The 14623-nt window shown below is 71.2% G+C and carries 13 protein-coding genes; 4 read left to right on the plus strand and 9 right to left on the minus strand.

Translation table 11 applies throughout. The features are described from left to right. Positions 1 to 3: 3 nt before the first annotated feature. Genes QNI14_RS13640 through QNI14_RS13655 form a run of 4 tightly spaced genes read right to left on the minus strand, consistent with a single transcriptional unit; the run spans position 4 to position 2513 of the window. Positions 4 to 729, minus strand: coding sequence for a glutamine amidotransferase-related protein (locus QNI14_RS13640; protein ID WP_283717175.1), 726 nt, complete (start codon positions 727 to 729; stop codon positions 4 to 6). Positions 730 to 784: 55 nt separating this feature from the next. Next, positions 785 to 1525 carry a LysR family substrate-binding domain-containing protein gene (locus QNI14_RS13645; protein ID WP_283717176.1) on the minus strand — a complete coding sequence of 247 codons (741 nt, stop codon included), beginning with the start codon at positions 1523 to 1525 and terminating at the stop codon, positions 785 to 787. Positions 1526 to 1545: 20 nt separating this feature from the next. Beyond that, a complete protein-coding gene (locus QNI14_RS13650) occupies positions 1546 to 2076 on the minus strand; it encodes a thermonuclease family protein (RefSeq protein ID WP_283717177.1) in 531 nt (176 codons plus the stop codon). A gap of 29 nt (positions 2077 to 2105) precedes the next feature. Continuing rightward, complete coding sequence (locus QNI14_RS13655) at positions 2106 to 2513, minus strand: transferase (RefSeq protein ID WP_283717178.1); 408 nt, start codon at positions 2511 to 2513, stop codon at positions 2106 to 2108. Between the two features lie 100 nt (positions 2514 to 2613). Here QNI14_RS13655 and QNI14_RS13660 point away from each other — a divergent pair, with 100 nt between their 5' ends. Together QNI14_RS13660 and QNI14_RS13665 are read left to right on the plus strand one after the other, a co-directional pair. Beyond that, positions 2614 to 3225, plus strand: coding sequence for a YitT family protein (locus QNI14_RS13660; protein ID WP_283717179.1), 612 nt, complete (start codon positions 2614 to 2616; stop codon positions 3223 to 3225). Next, positions 3225 to 3521, plus strand: coding sequence for a putative quinol monooxygenase (locus QNI14_RS13665; RefSeq protein WP_283717180.1), 297 nt, complete (start codon positions 3225 to 3227; stop codon positions 3519 to 3521). The genes QNI14_RS13660 and QNI14_RS13665 overlap by 1 nt, the downstream gene beginning before the upstream one ends. Positions 3522 to 3528: 7 nt before the next feature. Here QNI14_RS13665 and QNI14_RS13670 read toward each other — a convergent pair whose 3' ends face one another. Together QNI14_RS13670 and QNI14_RS13675 are read right to left on the minus strand one after the other, a co-directional pair. Beyond that, entirely contained in the window at positions 3529 to 4302 is a 774-nt protein-coding gene (locus QNI14_RS13670) for a DNA-formamidopyrimidine glycosylase family protein (RefSeq protein ID WP_283717181.1), read from the minus strand. 59 nt (positions 4303 to 4361) lie between these two features. Next, entirely contained in the window at positions 4362 to 9065 is a 4704-nt protein-coding gene (locus QNI14_RS13675) for an ATP-dependent helicase (protein ID WP_283717182.1), read from the minus strand. A gap of 143 nt (positions 9066 to 9208) precedes the next feature. Here QNI14_RS13675 and QNI14_RS13680 point away from each other — a divergent pair, with 143 nt between their 5' ends. Then, positions 9209 to 10708, plus strand: coding sequence for a hypothetical protein (locus QNI14_RS13680; RefSeq protein WP_283717183.1), 1500 nt, complete (start codon positions 9209 to 9211; stop codon positions 10706 to 10708). 66 nt (positions 10709 to 10774) lie between these two features. Here QNI14_RS13680 and QNI14_RS13685 read toward each other — a convergent pair whose 3' ends face one another. The 3 genes from QNI14_RS13685 to QNI14_RS13695 all read right to left on the minus strand — a co-directional run bounded on the left by QNI14_RS13685 (position 10775) and on the right by QNI14_RS13695 (position 13918). Continuing rightward, a complete protein-coding gene (locus QNI14_RS13685; protein ID WP_283717184.1) occupies positions 10775 to 11245 on the minus strand; it encodes a hypothetical protein in 471 nt (156 codons plus the stop codon). 32 nt (positions 11246 to 11277) lie between these two features. Beyond that, positions 11278 to 12963 carry an ABC-F family ATP-binding cassette domain-containing protein gene (locus QNI14_RS13690; RefSeq protein ID WP_283717185.1) on the minus strand — a complete coding sequence of 562 codons (1686 nt, stop codon included), beginning with the start codon at positions 12961 to 12963 and terminating at the stop codon, positions 11278 to 11280. A gap of 313 nt (positions 12964 to 13276) precedes the next feature. Continuing rightward, positions 13277 to 13918, minus strand: coding sequence for an alpha/beta hydrolase (locus QNI14_RS13695; RefSeq protein ID WP_283717186.1), 642 nt, complete (start codon positions 13916 to 13918; stop codon positions 13277 to 13279). 77 nt (positions 13919 to 13995) lie between these two features. Here QNI14_RS13695 and QNI14_RS13700 point away from each other — a divergent pair, with 77 nt between their 5' ends. After that, a complete protein-coding gene (locus QNI14_RS13700) occupies positions 13996 to 14622 on the plus strand; it encodes an NUDIX hydrolase family protein (protein WP_283717187.1) in 627 nt (208 codons plus the stop codon). Position 14623 lies beyond the last annotated feature (1 nt).

The following is a 14623-nucleotide window of genomic DNA, read 5'->3' on the forward strand; positions in this document are numbered from 1 at the left end:
CTTTCAGAAGCGCTGCGCGAAGGTGTGCAGCAGCCGCTGCGGTTCATCGAGGTCGGCCGCGAGCACGCGGGCGGCGACCGCGTCGTACTCGCTCGCCTCGAAGTAGCCGTGGTTACGGTAGATCGTCATCCGCTCGGTGAATGCCGCGCCGGTCGGCTCGGGGTGGAACTGGGTCGCGTACAGGCGGTCACCCACGCGGTAGGCCTGCACCGGGCAGTCGTCGTTCGTCGCGAGCAGCACCGCACCGTCGGGCAGGTGAGCGGTGCCCTCCTTGTGCGCGGTGAGCGCCGTGAACCCCTCGGTGAGCGCGCCGAAGAGACGGTCGGTGCGGCCGGCATCGGTCAGACGGATGCCGGTGGGCCCGGTGTCCTCCGGGAAATCGCGCGTCACCTCGCCGCCGAGCGTGCGGGTCGCGACGCCGATGCCGAAGCAGGTGAACAGCGCGGTCGTCTCGCCCGCGGCGGCGGCACGCGCGACCTCGCCGAGCCCGCGCTCGATGCGGTGCTGCGCGTCGGGCTTCGCGGCATCCGCTTCGGTGGTGTTGAACGGGCTGCCGCCGACGACGAAACCGCGCCAGCGGGTGAACGCATCGGCGGGGAGGTCGTCGTCGACGAGGTTCCAGCGCTCGAGTCCGGTCTCGTCGAGCTGCATGGCCGCGAGGAACGACGCGTACTCGCCGTCCGCTGCGTCGATCTGCGGGCGCACGCAGAGGTAGACGAGCGGAGCCATGCCGAGATTCTAGGTCGGGGCACGCACCGCGGCCGAGTCCGTGTGACGCCCCGCGTCAGGCGCGTGAGGAGTTCGCGGTGCGACCTCGGACAATGCCGATGAACGCGTCGACGAGCGGCGTCTGTCCGTCGACCGGCCAGGCCAGCGCCACGGCGGATGCCGGTGCCCCGACCAGCGGGCGGTACTCGACGTCCTTGCGGTGGTGCAGGCGCGCGAGCGACATCGGGACGACGACGATGCCGACACCGGATGCCACGGTCGCGACCGCGTCGGCGGTCGTCGCGGGCGCCGCGAAGCGGGGCGCCTCGGTGCCGGCGATCTCGAGGTCGAGGACGTCGTCGAGCGGGACGATGCGCACTTCGCCGGCAAGGTCGGCGTCGGTCAACTCGTCAGCGGCGGTGAGGTGCGAGTCGACGGAGCAGATGACCACGGTCACCTCTTCGTAGAGGGGGATCGCGTGCAGGCCGTCGCGGTCGAGCGGCAACCGCACGATCGCGGCATCCACCTCGCCTGCGACAAGCGCATCGCGCTGGGTCGCCATCTCGAGGGGGACGAGATCGAGCGGGGCGAGCGGCATCCGCTGCTTCCACGTGTCGATCCACTTGCCGGGCGTCGCTCCGGGGATCGCGCCGAGCCGGAACGTGCCTGTCAGCGCGGGCTCCGGTGCAGGCGCGGGCTTCGCCGGGCGCTTCGGCGCGGGCTTGCTCGCGGGCTTTCGCGCGGCGCCGCCCTTCGCGGGGCGCGGCTTGCCGCCCCGCTGTGCCTTGCCGCCCGCTGCCATGCCACCAGCTGCCATTCCACCAGCCTAGGGCCGCGTCAGCACGCGCCCCATTGCCCGACGCCCGCGGCACGGGCTTCGGCCTCGAGTCGGTCGAACTCGCCGGCGTGCGCGACGTTCGGCTCGACGCGGAGCGCTTCGGCGTGCCCCTCGGCGACGAGCGTCGCGTTCACGAACGCGCCGTCGGCGTCCCACAGGTAGAGCAACAGACGGTCGTATCGGTCGCGAGGTTCCCGATCGGATGCCGCGCTCACGCGGCTCCCCTCCGGGAGCAACTCCACCAGGCGCTCGCGTGCGGCATCTGCTCCGCACTCGGGTTCGGGTGTGCCCTCGGGGGTGTCGATGCCGATGAGGCGGATGCGGACCGGATCTTCCGTGCCGGCGAGGGCTCGCGCCGCGGCATCCGCTGGTTCGGCCTCGATGGTGTCGCCGTCGAAGACGTACGTCACGGTGAATGCCGCCCGGTCAGCGGGAGCATCGCGCGGCGCGTTCGCTGCGACCGCGCCGATCCAGAGGAGCGCGATCAGCAGCGCGCCGGCCGCGCCGAACAGGAGCCGTCTCGTGCGCACGCCCCGATGCTAGCGAGGGGTGCGGACGGTCAGGCCGCGAGGCGCAGGCCGCGGCGGTCGGTCGCGATGGATTCGCCGTCGCCGACGTTCACGTCGTCGCCGATGAGCGACTCCGCTGCGACACGGGCACCCGCGCCGATGAAGGTGCGGACGCCGATCTTGGCGCCTGCGCCGATCGCGGCGCCGGGGCCGATGTGCGCGTGCGGCGCGATCTCGGCGTTCATGGCGATGACCGCGTCCGGTTCGATCCACACGCCGCGCCCGATGCGCGCGCCGGGGCCGATCTGGACGCCGGGTTCGATGTAGGCGCCCGCCTCGACCAGCGCGCTCGGGTGCACCTTGGCGCCGTTCGCGATCAAGCCTCGCCCGTTTGCGTGCTTGCGGTAGCGCAGCGTCTCGCCTCGGTCGTTCTCGATGTCGATGTAGTTCTTACCCACGGAACCTCCTCGATGACTACAACGCCTGGTATTCGGATCCATTCCCCTCAATGGATGGCATTCCCGCCGACCGGTGCCGAACATCGACGAAGATGGTTCGGTGACCGACGAACAGCCCGCAGCGCCGCATTCGCTGCTCGACGATGTCACCGGCCTGGTGACCGGTACCTTCACGGTGTCGCTGGGCCTGTTCCTGCTCGACACCAGCGTTGCCGTCACCGGCGGCACCGCGGGACTGTCGCTTTTGCTCGGCCACGCGGTCGGGTGGCCGTTCTGGGTGCTCTTCCTCGTCGTGAACGCGCCGTTCGGGATTCTGGCGGTCTGGAAGAAAGGGTGGAACTTCACCCTGCGGACGCTCGCGTGCATCGTCCTCGTCTCGGGCTTCTCGATCGTGATCGAGCAGTTGCTCGTCATCGACCGACTCGAGCCCATCTTCGGCACCCTGGCCGGCAACCTGTTGGCGGGCATCGGTCTGCTGATCCTCTTCCGGCACCGTGCGAGCCTCGGCGGGATCAACATCATCGCCCTGGTGATCCAGGATGCGACCGGGTTCCGCGCGGGCTGGACCCAGATGGCCTTCGACGTCGTCATCGTGCTCTGCGCACTGCTGGTCGTGCCGTGGCCGAACGTCGTCATGAGCGCCGCAGGAGCCGTGATCCTCAACCTCGTTCTCGCCCTCAATCACCGACCCGGTCGGTACATCGGTCACTGATGATCGACATCGGAGGAGTCCGCCTCAGCGGCCGCATGATCTGTCGGAACGACGACGAGGCCGCGGCGATCCGCGCGCACCTCGACGGCCACATCGCGGCGACCCGCGCCGAACCCGGCTGTCTGCTCTTCGAGGTCACACCCATCGGTGGCGGCCGCATCTGGTCGGTGGAGGAGATCTTCGTCGATGCGGACTCGTTCCGAGCGCACCAGGCGCGCACCGCCGCGAGCGAGTGGGGCCGCGCGACCGTCGGCATCGAGCGCGCCTATCGCATCGAGGGGATGCCGCGGGACTGAGCGTTCGTCACGGTTGGCAGACGGGACACCAGAAGATGATCCGTTCGCTCGTCGCGCGGGCGCCGAGATCGTCCTTCCGGATGAGTGCGCCGCACCGGCGACACGGCTTGCCTTCGCGGCGGTAGACCCATGTCTGCTGCCCGGGTCGGGCGTCACCGGTGAAGGTGCGCCCCTGCCGGTCGCGGTTCGCCTGAATCATGCGCGCGCCGGTCTCGATCAGCCCGACGGTGTCGACATCTGCGGCGAGGGCAGTGGGACGGATGCCGCGCACGAACAGCAACTCGTTCGCGTACTCGTTGCCGAACCCGGCGACGTTGCGCTGGTCGAGGAGCGCGACGTGGATCGCGCGGTCGTCGGCTGCGACGCGGCGTGCGGCTTCGGCGGCATCCCATTCGGCCGACAGCGGGTCGGGCCCGAGATGGCCGACGACCCGCGCCTCGTCGGCGGTGGGGAGCACCTCGACCATCGCGAGCTCGAACCCGACCGCGAGCGCGGGGGCCGTCCCGACGATCGCACGGGCCTGGAACGCGGGCGCGCGCCACTTCTGGCCGGGGCGGTAGACGTGCCAGCGACCCTCCATCTTGAGGTGGGAGTGCAGTGTGTGTTCGCCGATGCGCATGAGGAGGTGTTTGCCGGCGGGGACGACCTCGCGGACCGTCTCACCGCGCAGGTCGGCGACGGCACTGCGCGGCACCCGCACCTCGAATCGCGTCACCTCGCGCCCCGCGAGGCCCTCATGCAGGCGTCGCGCGGCCCGGAAGACGGTGTCGCCCTCAGGCATCTGTCACCGCCTGATCGACGCGCTCCGCGAGCATGTCCGTCGCCCGGGCACGCGCGTGCTCAGGCACGCTGCGGCTCCCGAGACCCGCGCCGCAGCGTGAGGCCGCGCGGCGACTCGACGAACCCGGCATCGCGCAGCGCCCGCCCCGCCGGCGTCGTGTAGACGAAGGCGCCGCTCACCTGCTCGATCGTGAGGGTGTCGAGGCGTCGCGCTCGGGCCGTGTCGACGAGGTCCTTCGCGGCGGCCGACAGCACGTCCTCGTCGTCGGTGAACGCGAGCGCGGTGCGGCCGCCGCGCTCGAGATACAGCACGAGTGCGCCGTCTACGAGCACGACGAGTCCGCCCGCTTTGCGGCCCGGGCGGTGGTTCACGCCCTCGAGCGCCGGCCAGTTCAGCGCGGCGCCGTACGGATTGGCGGGATCGGTGGCCGCGAGGGTGCGTGCGTGCCGCGGCGCAGGCTCGGGCACCGACGCGAACTCGCGGATGCGGTCCACGGTCGCCGACGTCGCGAACTGCGCGGCGCCGAGCTTCTCGATGAAGTAGCCGCGGCGGCAGTGCCCGGCATCCTCGAACCCGGCGAGCACGCGGTAGGTCTGCGCGAAGCCGCCGGGGACGCCCTCGGCCTGCACCGAGCCGCGGGTGACGACGCCGTACCGCTCCAGCAGCAGGCTCGCTGTGGCGGTCGCGCGGAGCGCGGCGTCCGCTTCGGGTTCGGGGAGAAGCGACCAGCGGCCCCCCACGAGCGGCGGACGCTGCGGTGCCGTGCGGCCGGCGGCGGCGAGCGGGGTGCCGCGGAACATGCGGGTGCGCGGTGTGCGGCGGGTGACGCGGTGCGCCTGCGATCCGCCGCCGAGGAGGCTCCGGATCGGGGCGAAGGTGTCGTTGGTGACGCGACCCGACCAGGCGAGATTCCACAGGGCCTCGACGACGGACTGCTCGTTCTCGGCACCCGAGAGACCGACGAGCTGCCCCGCGAAGTAGGCGCCGCCGGCGGCGAGGGCGTCGAGGAGGGACTGTTCGAACGCGGTCGGCTCGACGTCGGACACCTGCAGGGTGAGCGACGCCGTGTCGGCGGGGTGCAGCGCGACCCATCCGTCGCGACCCGGGAGCGAGCCGTGCCCCGACCAGAGCACCTCGCCGGTCGCCGTCAGTTCGTCGAGGAACGCGGGGGAGTAGTCGCGCACGCGCGCCGGCAGGATGAGTGACTCCCAGGCGCTCGCGGGCAGCGGCACGCCCGCGAGCTGCTCGATCACGGCGAGGACGCCGTCGATGCCCTCGAGTGGCCGCGTCAGGTGCTGCCATGCGGGGAGGAAGCGTGCGAGCGCCGTGGGTTCGACGGGCTCGACGCTGCCGCGGATCGCTGCGAGCGAGCGCATCCGAAGGCGCCGGAGCACCTCGCTATCGCACCACTCCAGGTCATCGGAGCGGGAGCCGTCCGAGGGGAGGAAGAAGCCGCTCGACAGGCGCCCCTGCGATTCGAGTCGCTGGAGCGTCTGGCGAGCGACCGCCGTGCCGACGCCGAGGCGCGTCGCGACGTCGGAGGTGCGGAACGGCCCGTGGCTGCGGGCGTGCCGTGCGACGAGGTCGGCGAGCGGATCGGCGACGGGCTCGAGAAACGCCGTCGGGATGCCGACGGGCAGTGCCGCGCCGAGTGCGTCGCGCAGGCGCCCTGCGTCCTCGATGGCAGCGACGCGCGAGACACCGCCGACGGTGACGCGGATCGCGCGTCGCGCGTCGATCAGCGCCTCGAGGTGTCCTGCGGCGGTGGCTTCGGTCGCAGGCGGCGCCGGGGTCGCGGTGCCTTCCTCAGCTGATGCCGCGTTGTCATCGACCTCACCCTCGAGCCGTTCGGCGACCTCGGCGGCATCCAATGGTCCGAGCAGGCGGAGCAGGTCGGCGACGCCTTCGAGGCCGCGCACCCGCCGCGACGGATCGAGTCGCTGCACCTCGCGTTCGTACTGCGCGATGACCTCGGGGTCGAGGAGTTCGCGCATCTCGACCTTGCCGAGGAGTTCACTCAGCAGGGCCGGGTCGACCGAGAGCGCGGCGGCGCGGCGTTCGGCGAGCGGCGAGTCGCCCTCGTACATGAACGCGCCGACGTACCCGAAGAGCAGATCGCGCGCGTACGGTGACGGCGAGGTCGTCGTGGTCTCGACGAGGCGGACGCGGCGGTCGCCGATCGAGCGGGTGAGACGTAGGAGCGCGGGCAGGTCGTAGACGTCTTGGAGCACCTCGCGGAGCGTCTCGAGGATGATCGGGAAGGTCGGGTGCTCTTTCGCGACCTCGAGCAGCTGCGCCGACTTCTGCCGTTGCTGCCACAGCGGCGACCGCTTGTTCGGGTTGAGTCTCGGCAGCAGGAGCGCGCGGGCCGCGCACTCGCGGAAGCGCGAGGCGAAGAGCGCGGAGCCGCCGACTTCGTCGGTGACGATCTGCTCGAGCTCGTCGGGCTCGAACACGAAGAGCTCGGCGCCGGGTGGTTCGGCGTCGGTGTCGGGTACGCGGGCGATGATCCCGTCGTCGCTCGCGACCGCCGCGCCCTCGACCCCGAGGCGCTCCCGGATCCGTGCGTTGACGGCCAATGCCCACGGCGCGTGGACGTGCATGCCGTACGGGGAATGCAGGATGACGCGCCAGTCGCCGACCTCGTCGCGCGAGCGTTCGACGGTCAGGGTCTTGTCGGTCGGCAGGCTGCCGGTCGCCTCGCGCTGTTCGCCGAGATACGCGAGCAGGTTGCCGATCGCGTTGTCGTCGAGTCCGGATTCGCGGAGCCGTTCGACGGCCTTCTCGGGCTTCGCCCCCGACAGCTCACGCGAGAACTTGCCGAGCGCCTCACCCAGCTCTGCCGGACGGCCGAGGCCGTCGCCGTGCCAGAACGGGAGCTTGCCGGGCTGCCCGTAGGCGGGCAGCACGTTGACGCGGTCGTGCGTGATCTCGACGATGCGCCAGCTCGTCGTACCGAGCGTGAAGACATCGCCCACGCGCGACTCGTAGACCATCTCCTCGTCGAGTTCACCGACGCGGGCGTTGCGGGTCTCGCCCGAGATGAAGACGCCGAACAGGCCGCGGTCGGGGATCGTGCCACCACTCGTGACCGCGACGCGCTGCGCGCCGGGGCGGCCGGTGACGGTCCCGGCATCCCGATCCCACACCACTCGCGGGCGGAGTTCGGCGAAAGCGTCGGAGGGGTATCGGCCCGCGAGCAGGTCGAGGGTCGCTTCGAAGGCGGAGCGCGGCAGGGTGCGGAACGGTGCGGAGCGCTTGACCGTCTCGAACCAGCCCTCGACGTCGAGGGTGTCGACGGCCGAGGCCGCGATGGTCTGCTGCGCGAGGATGTCGAGCGGGTTCTGCGGCACGGCGATCGCTTCGATCTGCCCGGCGAGCATCCGCTCGGTGACGACCGCGGTGTGCAGGACGTCGCCGCGGTGCTTCGGGAACAGGGCGGCGCGGCTGACCTCGCCGACCTGGTGGCCTGCTCGTCCGACGCGCTGGAGCCCGGATGCCGCCGACGGCGGGGCTTCGACCTGGATGACGAGGTCGACGGCGCCCATGTCGATGCCGAGCTCGAGGCTGCTCGTCGCGACGACGCAGCGGAGGACGCCCGACTTCAGTTCGTCCTCGACCTGTGCGCGCTGCTCCTTCGACACCGACCCGTGGTGCGCTTTCGCGAGGATCGCCTCGACGCCCGACGAGGTTCCGGCCTGCGCCATCGTGTGTGCGGGTACGGTCTGCTCCGGTACATCGACGCCGACCCGTTCGGCGTAGATCTCGTTCAGCCGCCCGGTGAGCCGCTCGGCCAGGCGACGCGAATTCGAGAACACGATCGTGGAGCGGTGCGCGAGGATCCGGTCGACGATCGCCTCTTCGACGTGCGGCCAGACCGACCCGGTCATCTCGGTCGACTGCGGCGGCGTGTACCAGTCGCCGTCACCGTCGTCGTCCTCCTCCGCTGCCGGCTCCTCTTCGGGCGCACCCGGCGGGGGCGGGGGATTGGTCATGTCGTCCATCGGCACGACGACCGACAGGTCGAACGCCTTGCTCGCCTTCGGCGCGACGATCTCGACCGGCGCCGCGCCGCCCAGGAACCGGGCGACCTCGTCGATCGGCCGGACCGTCGCCGAAAGCCCGATGCGCTGCGCCGGTGTCTCCAGCAGCGCATCGAGGCGCTCGAGGCTGACCGCCAGATGCGCGCCGCGCTTCGTCGCGGCGACCGCGTGCACCTCGTCGACGATGACGGTGTGGATGCCGCGCAGCGTTTCGGAGGCCTGCGACGTGAGCATCAGGTACAGCGACTCGGGCGTCGTGATGAGGATGTCCGGCGGGTCGGCGACGAGCTTGCGCCGGTCGGCGGAGGGGGTGTCGCCCGAACGGACGCCGACGGTGATGTCGGGCACGGGCAGCCCGAGCCGGCGGGCGGACTGTCCGATACCGACGAGCGGGGAACGGAGGTTCCGCTCGACGTCGACGCCGAGCGCCTTGAGCGGCGAGATGTAGAGGACGCGGGTGCGCGGGCCGGCGGCATCCGATCGCTGCTTTTTGGCGTTTGCGGGAGGTGCGGGCTCGGCGCTGCGGTCGTGGAAGATGCGGTCGAGCGCCCAGAGGAAGGCCGACAGGGTCTTGCCGGAGCCGGTGGGCGCGACCACGAGTGCGTGCTTGCCGGCCGAGATCGTCTGCCAGGCGCCGGCCTGCGCGTTCGTCGGTGCCGCGAAGGCGCTACGGAACCAGTCCTGCGTCGCAGGACCGAACCGCTCGAGCACGTCCGACATCACCCCATCTTCGCGCGGACCTCCGACATCGCGGCGGGGGTTGCGCTCTGCGCTGGGAGCGCGGAACGGTTCGATACGAAGTCGTGACCCTCGACGCGTGATGGATGCGCGCGGACGCATGCGGTCTCTCTTACTGTTCGAGCATGCATGCACTGGGGGACAACGACGCGGCATCACCGAAGGCACCGAGATCGCGTCTGCCGTGGATCGTCGCGGGAGGCGTCGGTGCCGTCGCGCTCGCGGCCGGCGTGGCCATCGCGTTGCCACAGCTGTTGCCGGGCACACCGACCGCGGCCGAAACGCCGACCGAGACGCCGACGAGTGTCGCCCCGTCTCCCACCCCGTCGGACGATCCCACCCCGGCACCTGTGACCTGCGACCCATCGACCGCTGCGCGCATTCCCTCCTACGAACTCGATCTTTCGGCCACGGGTGAGTTGACGCGGCAGACCGTCGTCGAGTTCGAGGCAGAGGCGCCGTCGTGGGGCGACCCCGGCAACAACGCCGAGCCGTTGGGCGAGGACCTCGTGGCGATCGTGGCCTCGGCCGGAGACGACGACGCGAGGCGGACGAACCTCGCCGTCATCGACGGCGGATCCGGCGAGCACAGGTGGGACATCACCGTCGACGGTGGGCTCTTCATCGTCGGGACACCGCTCTCCAGCGGCGTCTCCGACAGGCTGCTCGTCAACCATGTGATCGATGGCGAGTACCGCCTCGTCGCACTCGCACTGGACGACGGTGGCGAGCTCGCGGAGCGACCGGCGACGGGATGGGTGTCTTCGGTCGTGGGTCACGCCCCCCAAGGCTGGACCGCGTGGGACGTGGCCTCCCAAGCGCCGGGCGCGTATGTCCTCAGAGACGACGACACCGTGACGCGCCTCGACCCAGATTCCCTCGAGCCCGAATGGACGATCGACGCGAACGCGATCGACGCGCAGCGGTACGAAGGCAATCACTTCATCGCTCAGCACTTCGACGAGACGGTGTTCGTCAGTGGTCACCCGTTCGACGCGGAATCCGGTGAAGCGCTCGACTGGTTCCGAGAGGGTGACTTCATCGCAGCAGCGGGTGTCGTCCTGCACCACGAGTATCGCTTCGATCGCTACGACAGCTACCCCCTGTCTGCGATCGACCCGCGGACCGGGGAGCTCTGCTGGACGGTCGAGGTGCTCGACGTCGCCGGGGACGACGAGTCACTGTGGGTCATCGGCGTCGACCGTGACGTGCTCAGGCTGGACCCCATCTCGGGTGAGGTCGTCGAACAGCGCGGCACGATCGAGTCGATCGAGCTCGAGGCGGACGAGGCTGAGTCCTTCAGCCTGTCGCTCGTGGGCGCTACCGTCGTCACGCAGGTTCAGCCCTTGGGTGGGATGGAACCCGGAGCGACCGCTGTATGGACTTCGGCCGGGCCGTTGTCGCTTCCGATCGATGACTACGCTGCGTTCAATGCCTCATCCGGTGACCAGCTCATCGTCCAGGTCGGGTCGACCGTCGACACCCCCGCCCGTCTCGTGGCGTACGCCCTCGACGGCTCGACGGCGTGGGACGTCGAGATCGGCGATCTCACCGTCGATAGCGGCCTCATCACGGAGGCACGGGTCACCGATCCCGGCATCATCCAGGTCGACATCCTCCGCTGACGCACCTCAGCGCCGGGCTCCCCCTCGGTCATCACCCCATTCCGAAGCGTGAGCGTGAGGTCGTTCTCAGGGTCGCCTTCCGAACCGCGCGATCACCCACGACCGCAGGCGGAGCGCGCACGCGGTCAGCAGCGCCGCGGTCGCGCATGCCAGCGCGACCGCGGGGAGATCCCAGTTACCGGTGTCCTCGATCCGGGCGGCCAACGTCCACCCCGACGCGCTTCCGAGCGCGAGCGTCATCGCGACGCCGATCAGGGCGTCGCGGGCCGCTGTCGTCGGCTCAGATCGCAGCTCGTCGTCGATGACGCCCCTCGCCCACTCGGCCGCGGAACCGAACGCGTGCTCGGCACGGACGCCCGCGACGGCGAGCGGCGCGAGGAGCAGGCGCAGGCGCGCGCTGGCTTGCGCGTCCGGCATCCCGTCCATCATCAACAACGACCCAGCGGTCGCGGCCCACATGCCGTCAGCCGAATCGCCCCGCACCGCAGTGAATGCGGCCGCCACCGCGCTGAGATCGCCTGCATCGTTCGTCGTCATCCCTGCCCCCAAAGAGCACCGTATCGCTCGGACTACATCTCGGTCATCACCCCGTCCCGCAGCTCGAGGGTGAGGGCAGGGTCGATGCGCTCGAGGAAGCCGTCGTCGTGGCTGACGACGAGCACCGCGCCGCGATAGGCGCCGACGGCGGCGACGAGCTGGTCGATCGTGTCGAGATCGAGGTTGTTCGTCGGCTCGTCGAGCACCAGCAGGTGCGGCGCCGGCTCGGCCAGCAGCACCCGCGCCAGCGCGACGCGGAACCGCTCGCCGCCCGACAGCGCCGACACCGGCCGCAGCACGGTGTCGCCCCGCACCAGGAACCGCGCGAGGCGGTTCCGCAGCTCGACATCGCCGACGCCCGGCGCAGCCGTGCGGATGTTCTCGAGCACGGATGCCGCCTCGTCGAGCCCGTCCACCCGCTGCGAGAGGTAGCCCACGCGGTCGGTATGCGCGGTCGCGTGTGCACAACGTCTCCATTCCGCTGCGGAATCGTCGGATTCGGCGGTTTCCGGCCTCGCATCGCCCGGATTGGCGTCGTTGTGCACGGCGGCCTCCGCTGACCCCGCTGACGCCGACGCGACGAGCCGCTCCAGCAGCGTCGTCTTCCCGGCGCCGTTCGGGCCGATCAGCGCGACCCGCTCCGGACCCTGCAGCACCCACGAGCGCTCGCCGTCGCCGATCGTCGCGATGCGGCGGCCCGACCCGACGCGGGGGTCGGGCAGGTCGATGCGCACCGAGGCGTCGTCACGCACGCGGCGACCGGCGAGGTCGGCCGCGGCGCGCGCGGCATCCACCTTCTCGTTCGCCTCGACGCGAAGGCGCCCGGCCGTGACCTGCGCGGCGCGCTTCTTCGCGCCGAGCACAATGCGCGGCGCACTGCGCTCGGCGGCCGCCTTCTTGCCCATCGCGCTCCGTGTCGCGATCGCGGATTCGACCTGCTGCCGATCGCGCTTCTCGCGCCGCACCGCCTGCCGCGCCGCGGTCTCGGCCTGCTGCGCCGCGGCCTGCTCGGTGTCGAGCCACGCCTTCCACTCCGCGTACGGCCCGCCGAACACCGACAGCTCGTGGTCGTAGAGCTCCGCAGTGTCGTCGAGCTGGTCGAGCAGCGTGGTGTCGTGACTGACCACGATAAGCGTGCCGCGCCACGTGCGGACCAGCTCGTGCACGCGGCGGCGGGCGTCACGGTCGAGGTTGTTCGTCGGTTCGTCGAGCAGCGCGATGTCGGCGCCGCGCAGGCGCAGTCCCACGAGCCCCGCGATGACGGCTTCTCCACCGGAGAGCTCGCCGACGCGGCGGTCGAGCGCGCCCGCGGGCAGGCCGACCTCGTCGAGCGCCGCGACGGCGCGCGCCTCGACGTCCCAGTCGTCGCCGATCGTGTCGAAGTGGCGTTCGTCGACGTCGCCGCGCTCGACCGCCCGGACCGCATCGAGCGCACCGGCGATGCCGAGCACGTCGGCGACACGACGGCCGGTGTCGAGCGTCAGCCGCTGCGGCAGGACGTCGACCCGCCCGAACCTGCTGATGGTGCCGGATGCCGGTTCGAGGGCACCCGCGATGAGTCGCAGCAGGGTCGTCTTGCCGGAGCCGTTGCGGCCGACGAGGCCGGTGCGGCCGGTGCCGAACGCGCCCGACACGTCGCGGAGCGCGGCGGTGCCGTCGGGCCAGGAGAAGGTCACGCCGTCGAGCGTGACGGCAGAGGTGAGTGTGGTGCTGGGCATGAGCGCCTCCCTGTCATCGGGATGCGCGGACGCGTGCGTGATCCGGTCCGGTCCGCAGCGATCGGGTGCGGCCGGGCAGCGGCATCCGGAAAGGAACACCACTGCGGTGGAGGCGACGGTCCGCGCTGGTCGGTGGGTGACACCGGGCGGACCGTCAGATCTTCCTCGAGGAGGCTCGACGGGTCAGCGCGGAATCACAGCGCGATCGCGTCGATGAGCTTCAACGGCTCTTCCTCACACTCGGGAACAGGACTCGGCCATGCTAGCCACCCCGGCGAGCGGATGCCACCCCTCAGGCTTCGACTTGCTTCGCTCAGGCTTCAAGTTGCTTCGCAAGAAAGACGTGGACGTCGTGCAGTTCCTCCGCCGACACCGCGTGCGCGAGGCCGGGATAGACGCGGCCGCTGAGGTCGACGTGCTCGGGCAGCCACTGCGCCGTGTGCTCGATGAAGGGCTGTGGGATCACCGGGTCGAGCGCGCCGCGACCCCAGAACACCGGCGGCTTCACGTCGGCGAGCTCGACGTCGGACGGCACCGGCTCGGGGAACGCGTACCCGGCGAGGTTGACCGCGAACGCGATGCCGTGCGGGCGCGTGCGCAGCGCCTGCAGCGAGATGACGCCGCCCTGCGAGAATCCGAGCAGCCCGACGAGCGGGGCATCCCCGCCCACCTCGTCGATGAACGCGAGCACGGCATCGGCAGACGCCTGCACCTCGTCGGGGTCGCGGCCCTCGACGCCGTCGATCGTGAACCACGAGTACCCGGGCATCGGGAATCGCGGCGAGAGCGGCGCGCGGACGGATGCCACAACGAACGCCTCCGGCAGGTGCGGCACGAGCCCGAAGAGGTCCTCCTCGTTCGAGCCGTAGCCGTGCAGCAGGACGAGCAGCGGCCGACCCGCGCGCTCGGCAGGCGGCACGGACCAGAGCACGGCATTCGGGTCGAGGGTCGTCATGGCTCCATCCTGCACCAGGGTGCGGCCGCACGGCCGGGCGCCCGCGGGGCGGCATCCGCTCGGGTATACATGAGGGCATGGCCGTCCGTACTCCCGATCCCGACCCGAACGAGCGCGACGACGACGGCGCGCGGAACGATCCGCTGCGTGGACTCGGGTCGCCGCTGACCGGCGGCGGCGTTGCCGGGAACCCGGCGTGGCTGAGCGACATCGAGCTCACAGAGGCACGTCGCCGACTGCCGATGCTCTACGTCGAGGCGGTGCCGGTGCGCACCGACGGGATGGGGGCGGTCACCGAAGTCGGCATCCTGCTGCGGGCGACGCCGATCGGCGAGATCACCCGCACGATCGTCTCGGGCCGCGTGCGCTACGGCGAGACGGTGCGCGATGCGCTGTTCCGCCACCTCGAGAACGACCTCGGACCGATGGCGTTCCCGCTGCTCCCGCCGCAGCCGGTGCCGTTCACGGTCGCCGAGTACTTCCCGATCCCGGGCGTGAGCGCGTACCACGACGACCGGCAACATGCCGTGTCGCTCGCGTTCGTCGTGCCGGTGACGGGGACGTGCGAACCGCGTCAGGACGCGCTCGAGGTCACCTGGATGTCGCCCGAAGAGGCGGCATCCGAATCCCTCGCCGCCGAGATGGAGGGCGGCCGCTCGACGCTCGTGCGCCTCGCTCTCGCCTCCGTCGGCGCCTTGCGCTGAA

This window comes from Microbacterium dauci (assembly GCF_030065535.1).
In the GTDB taxonomy this organism is placed as follows: Bacteria; Actinomycetota; Actinomycetes; order Actinomycetales; family Microbacteriaceae; genus Microbacterium; species Microbacterium dauci.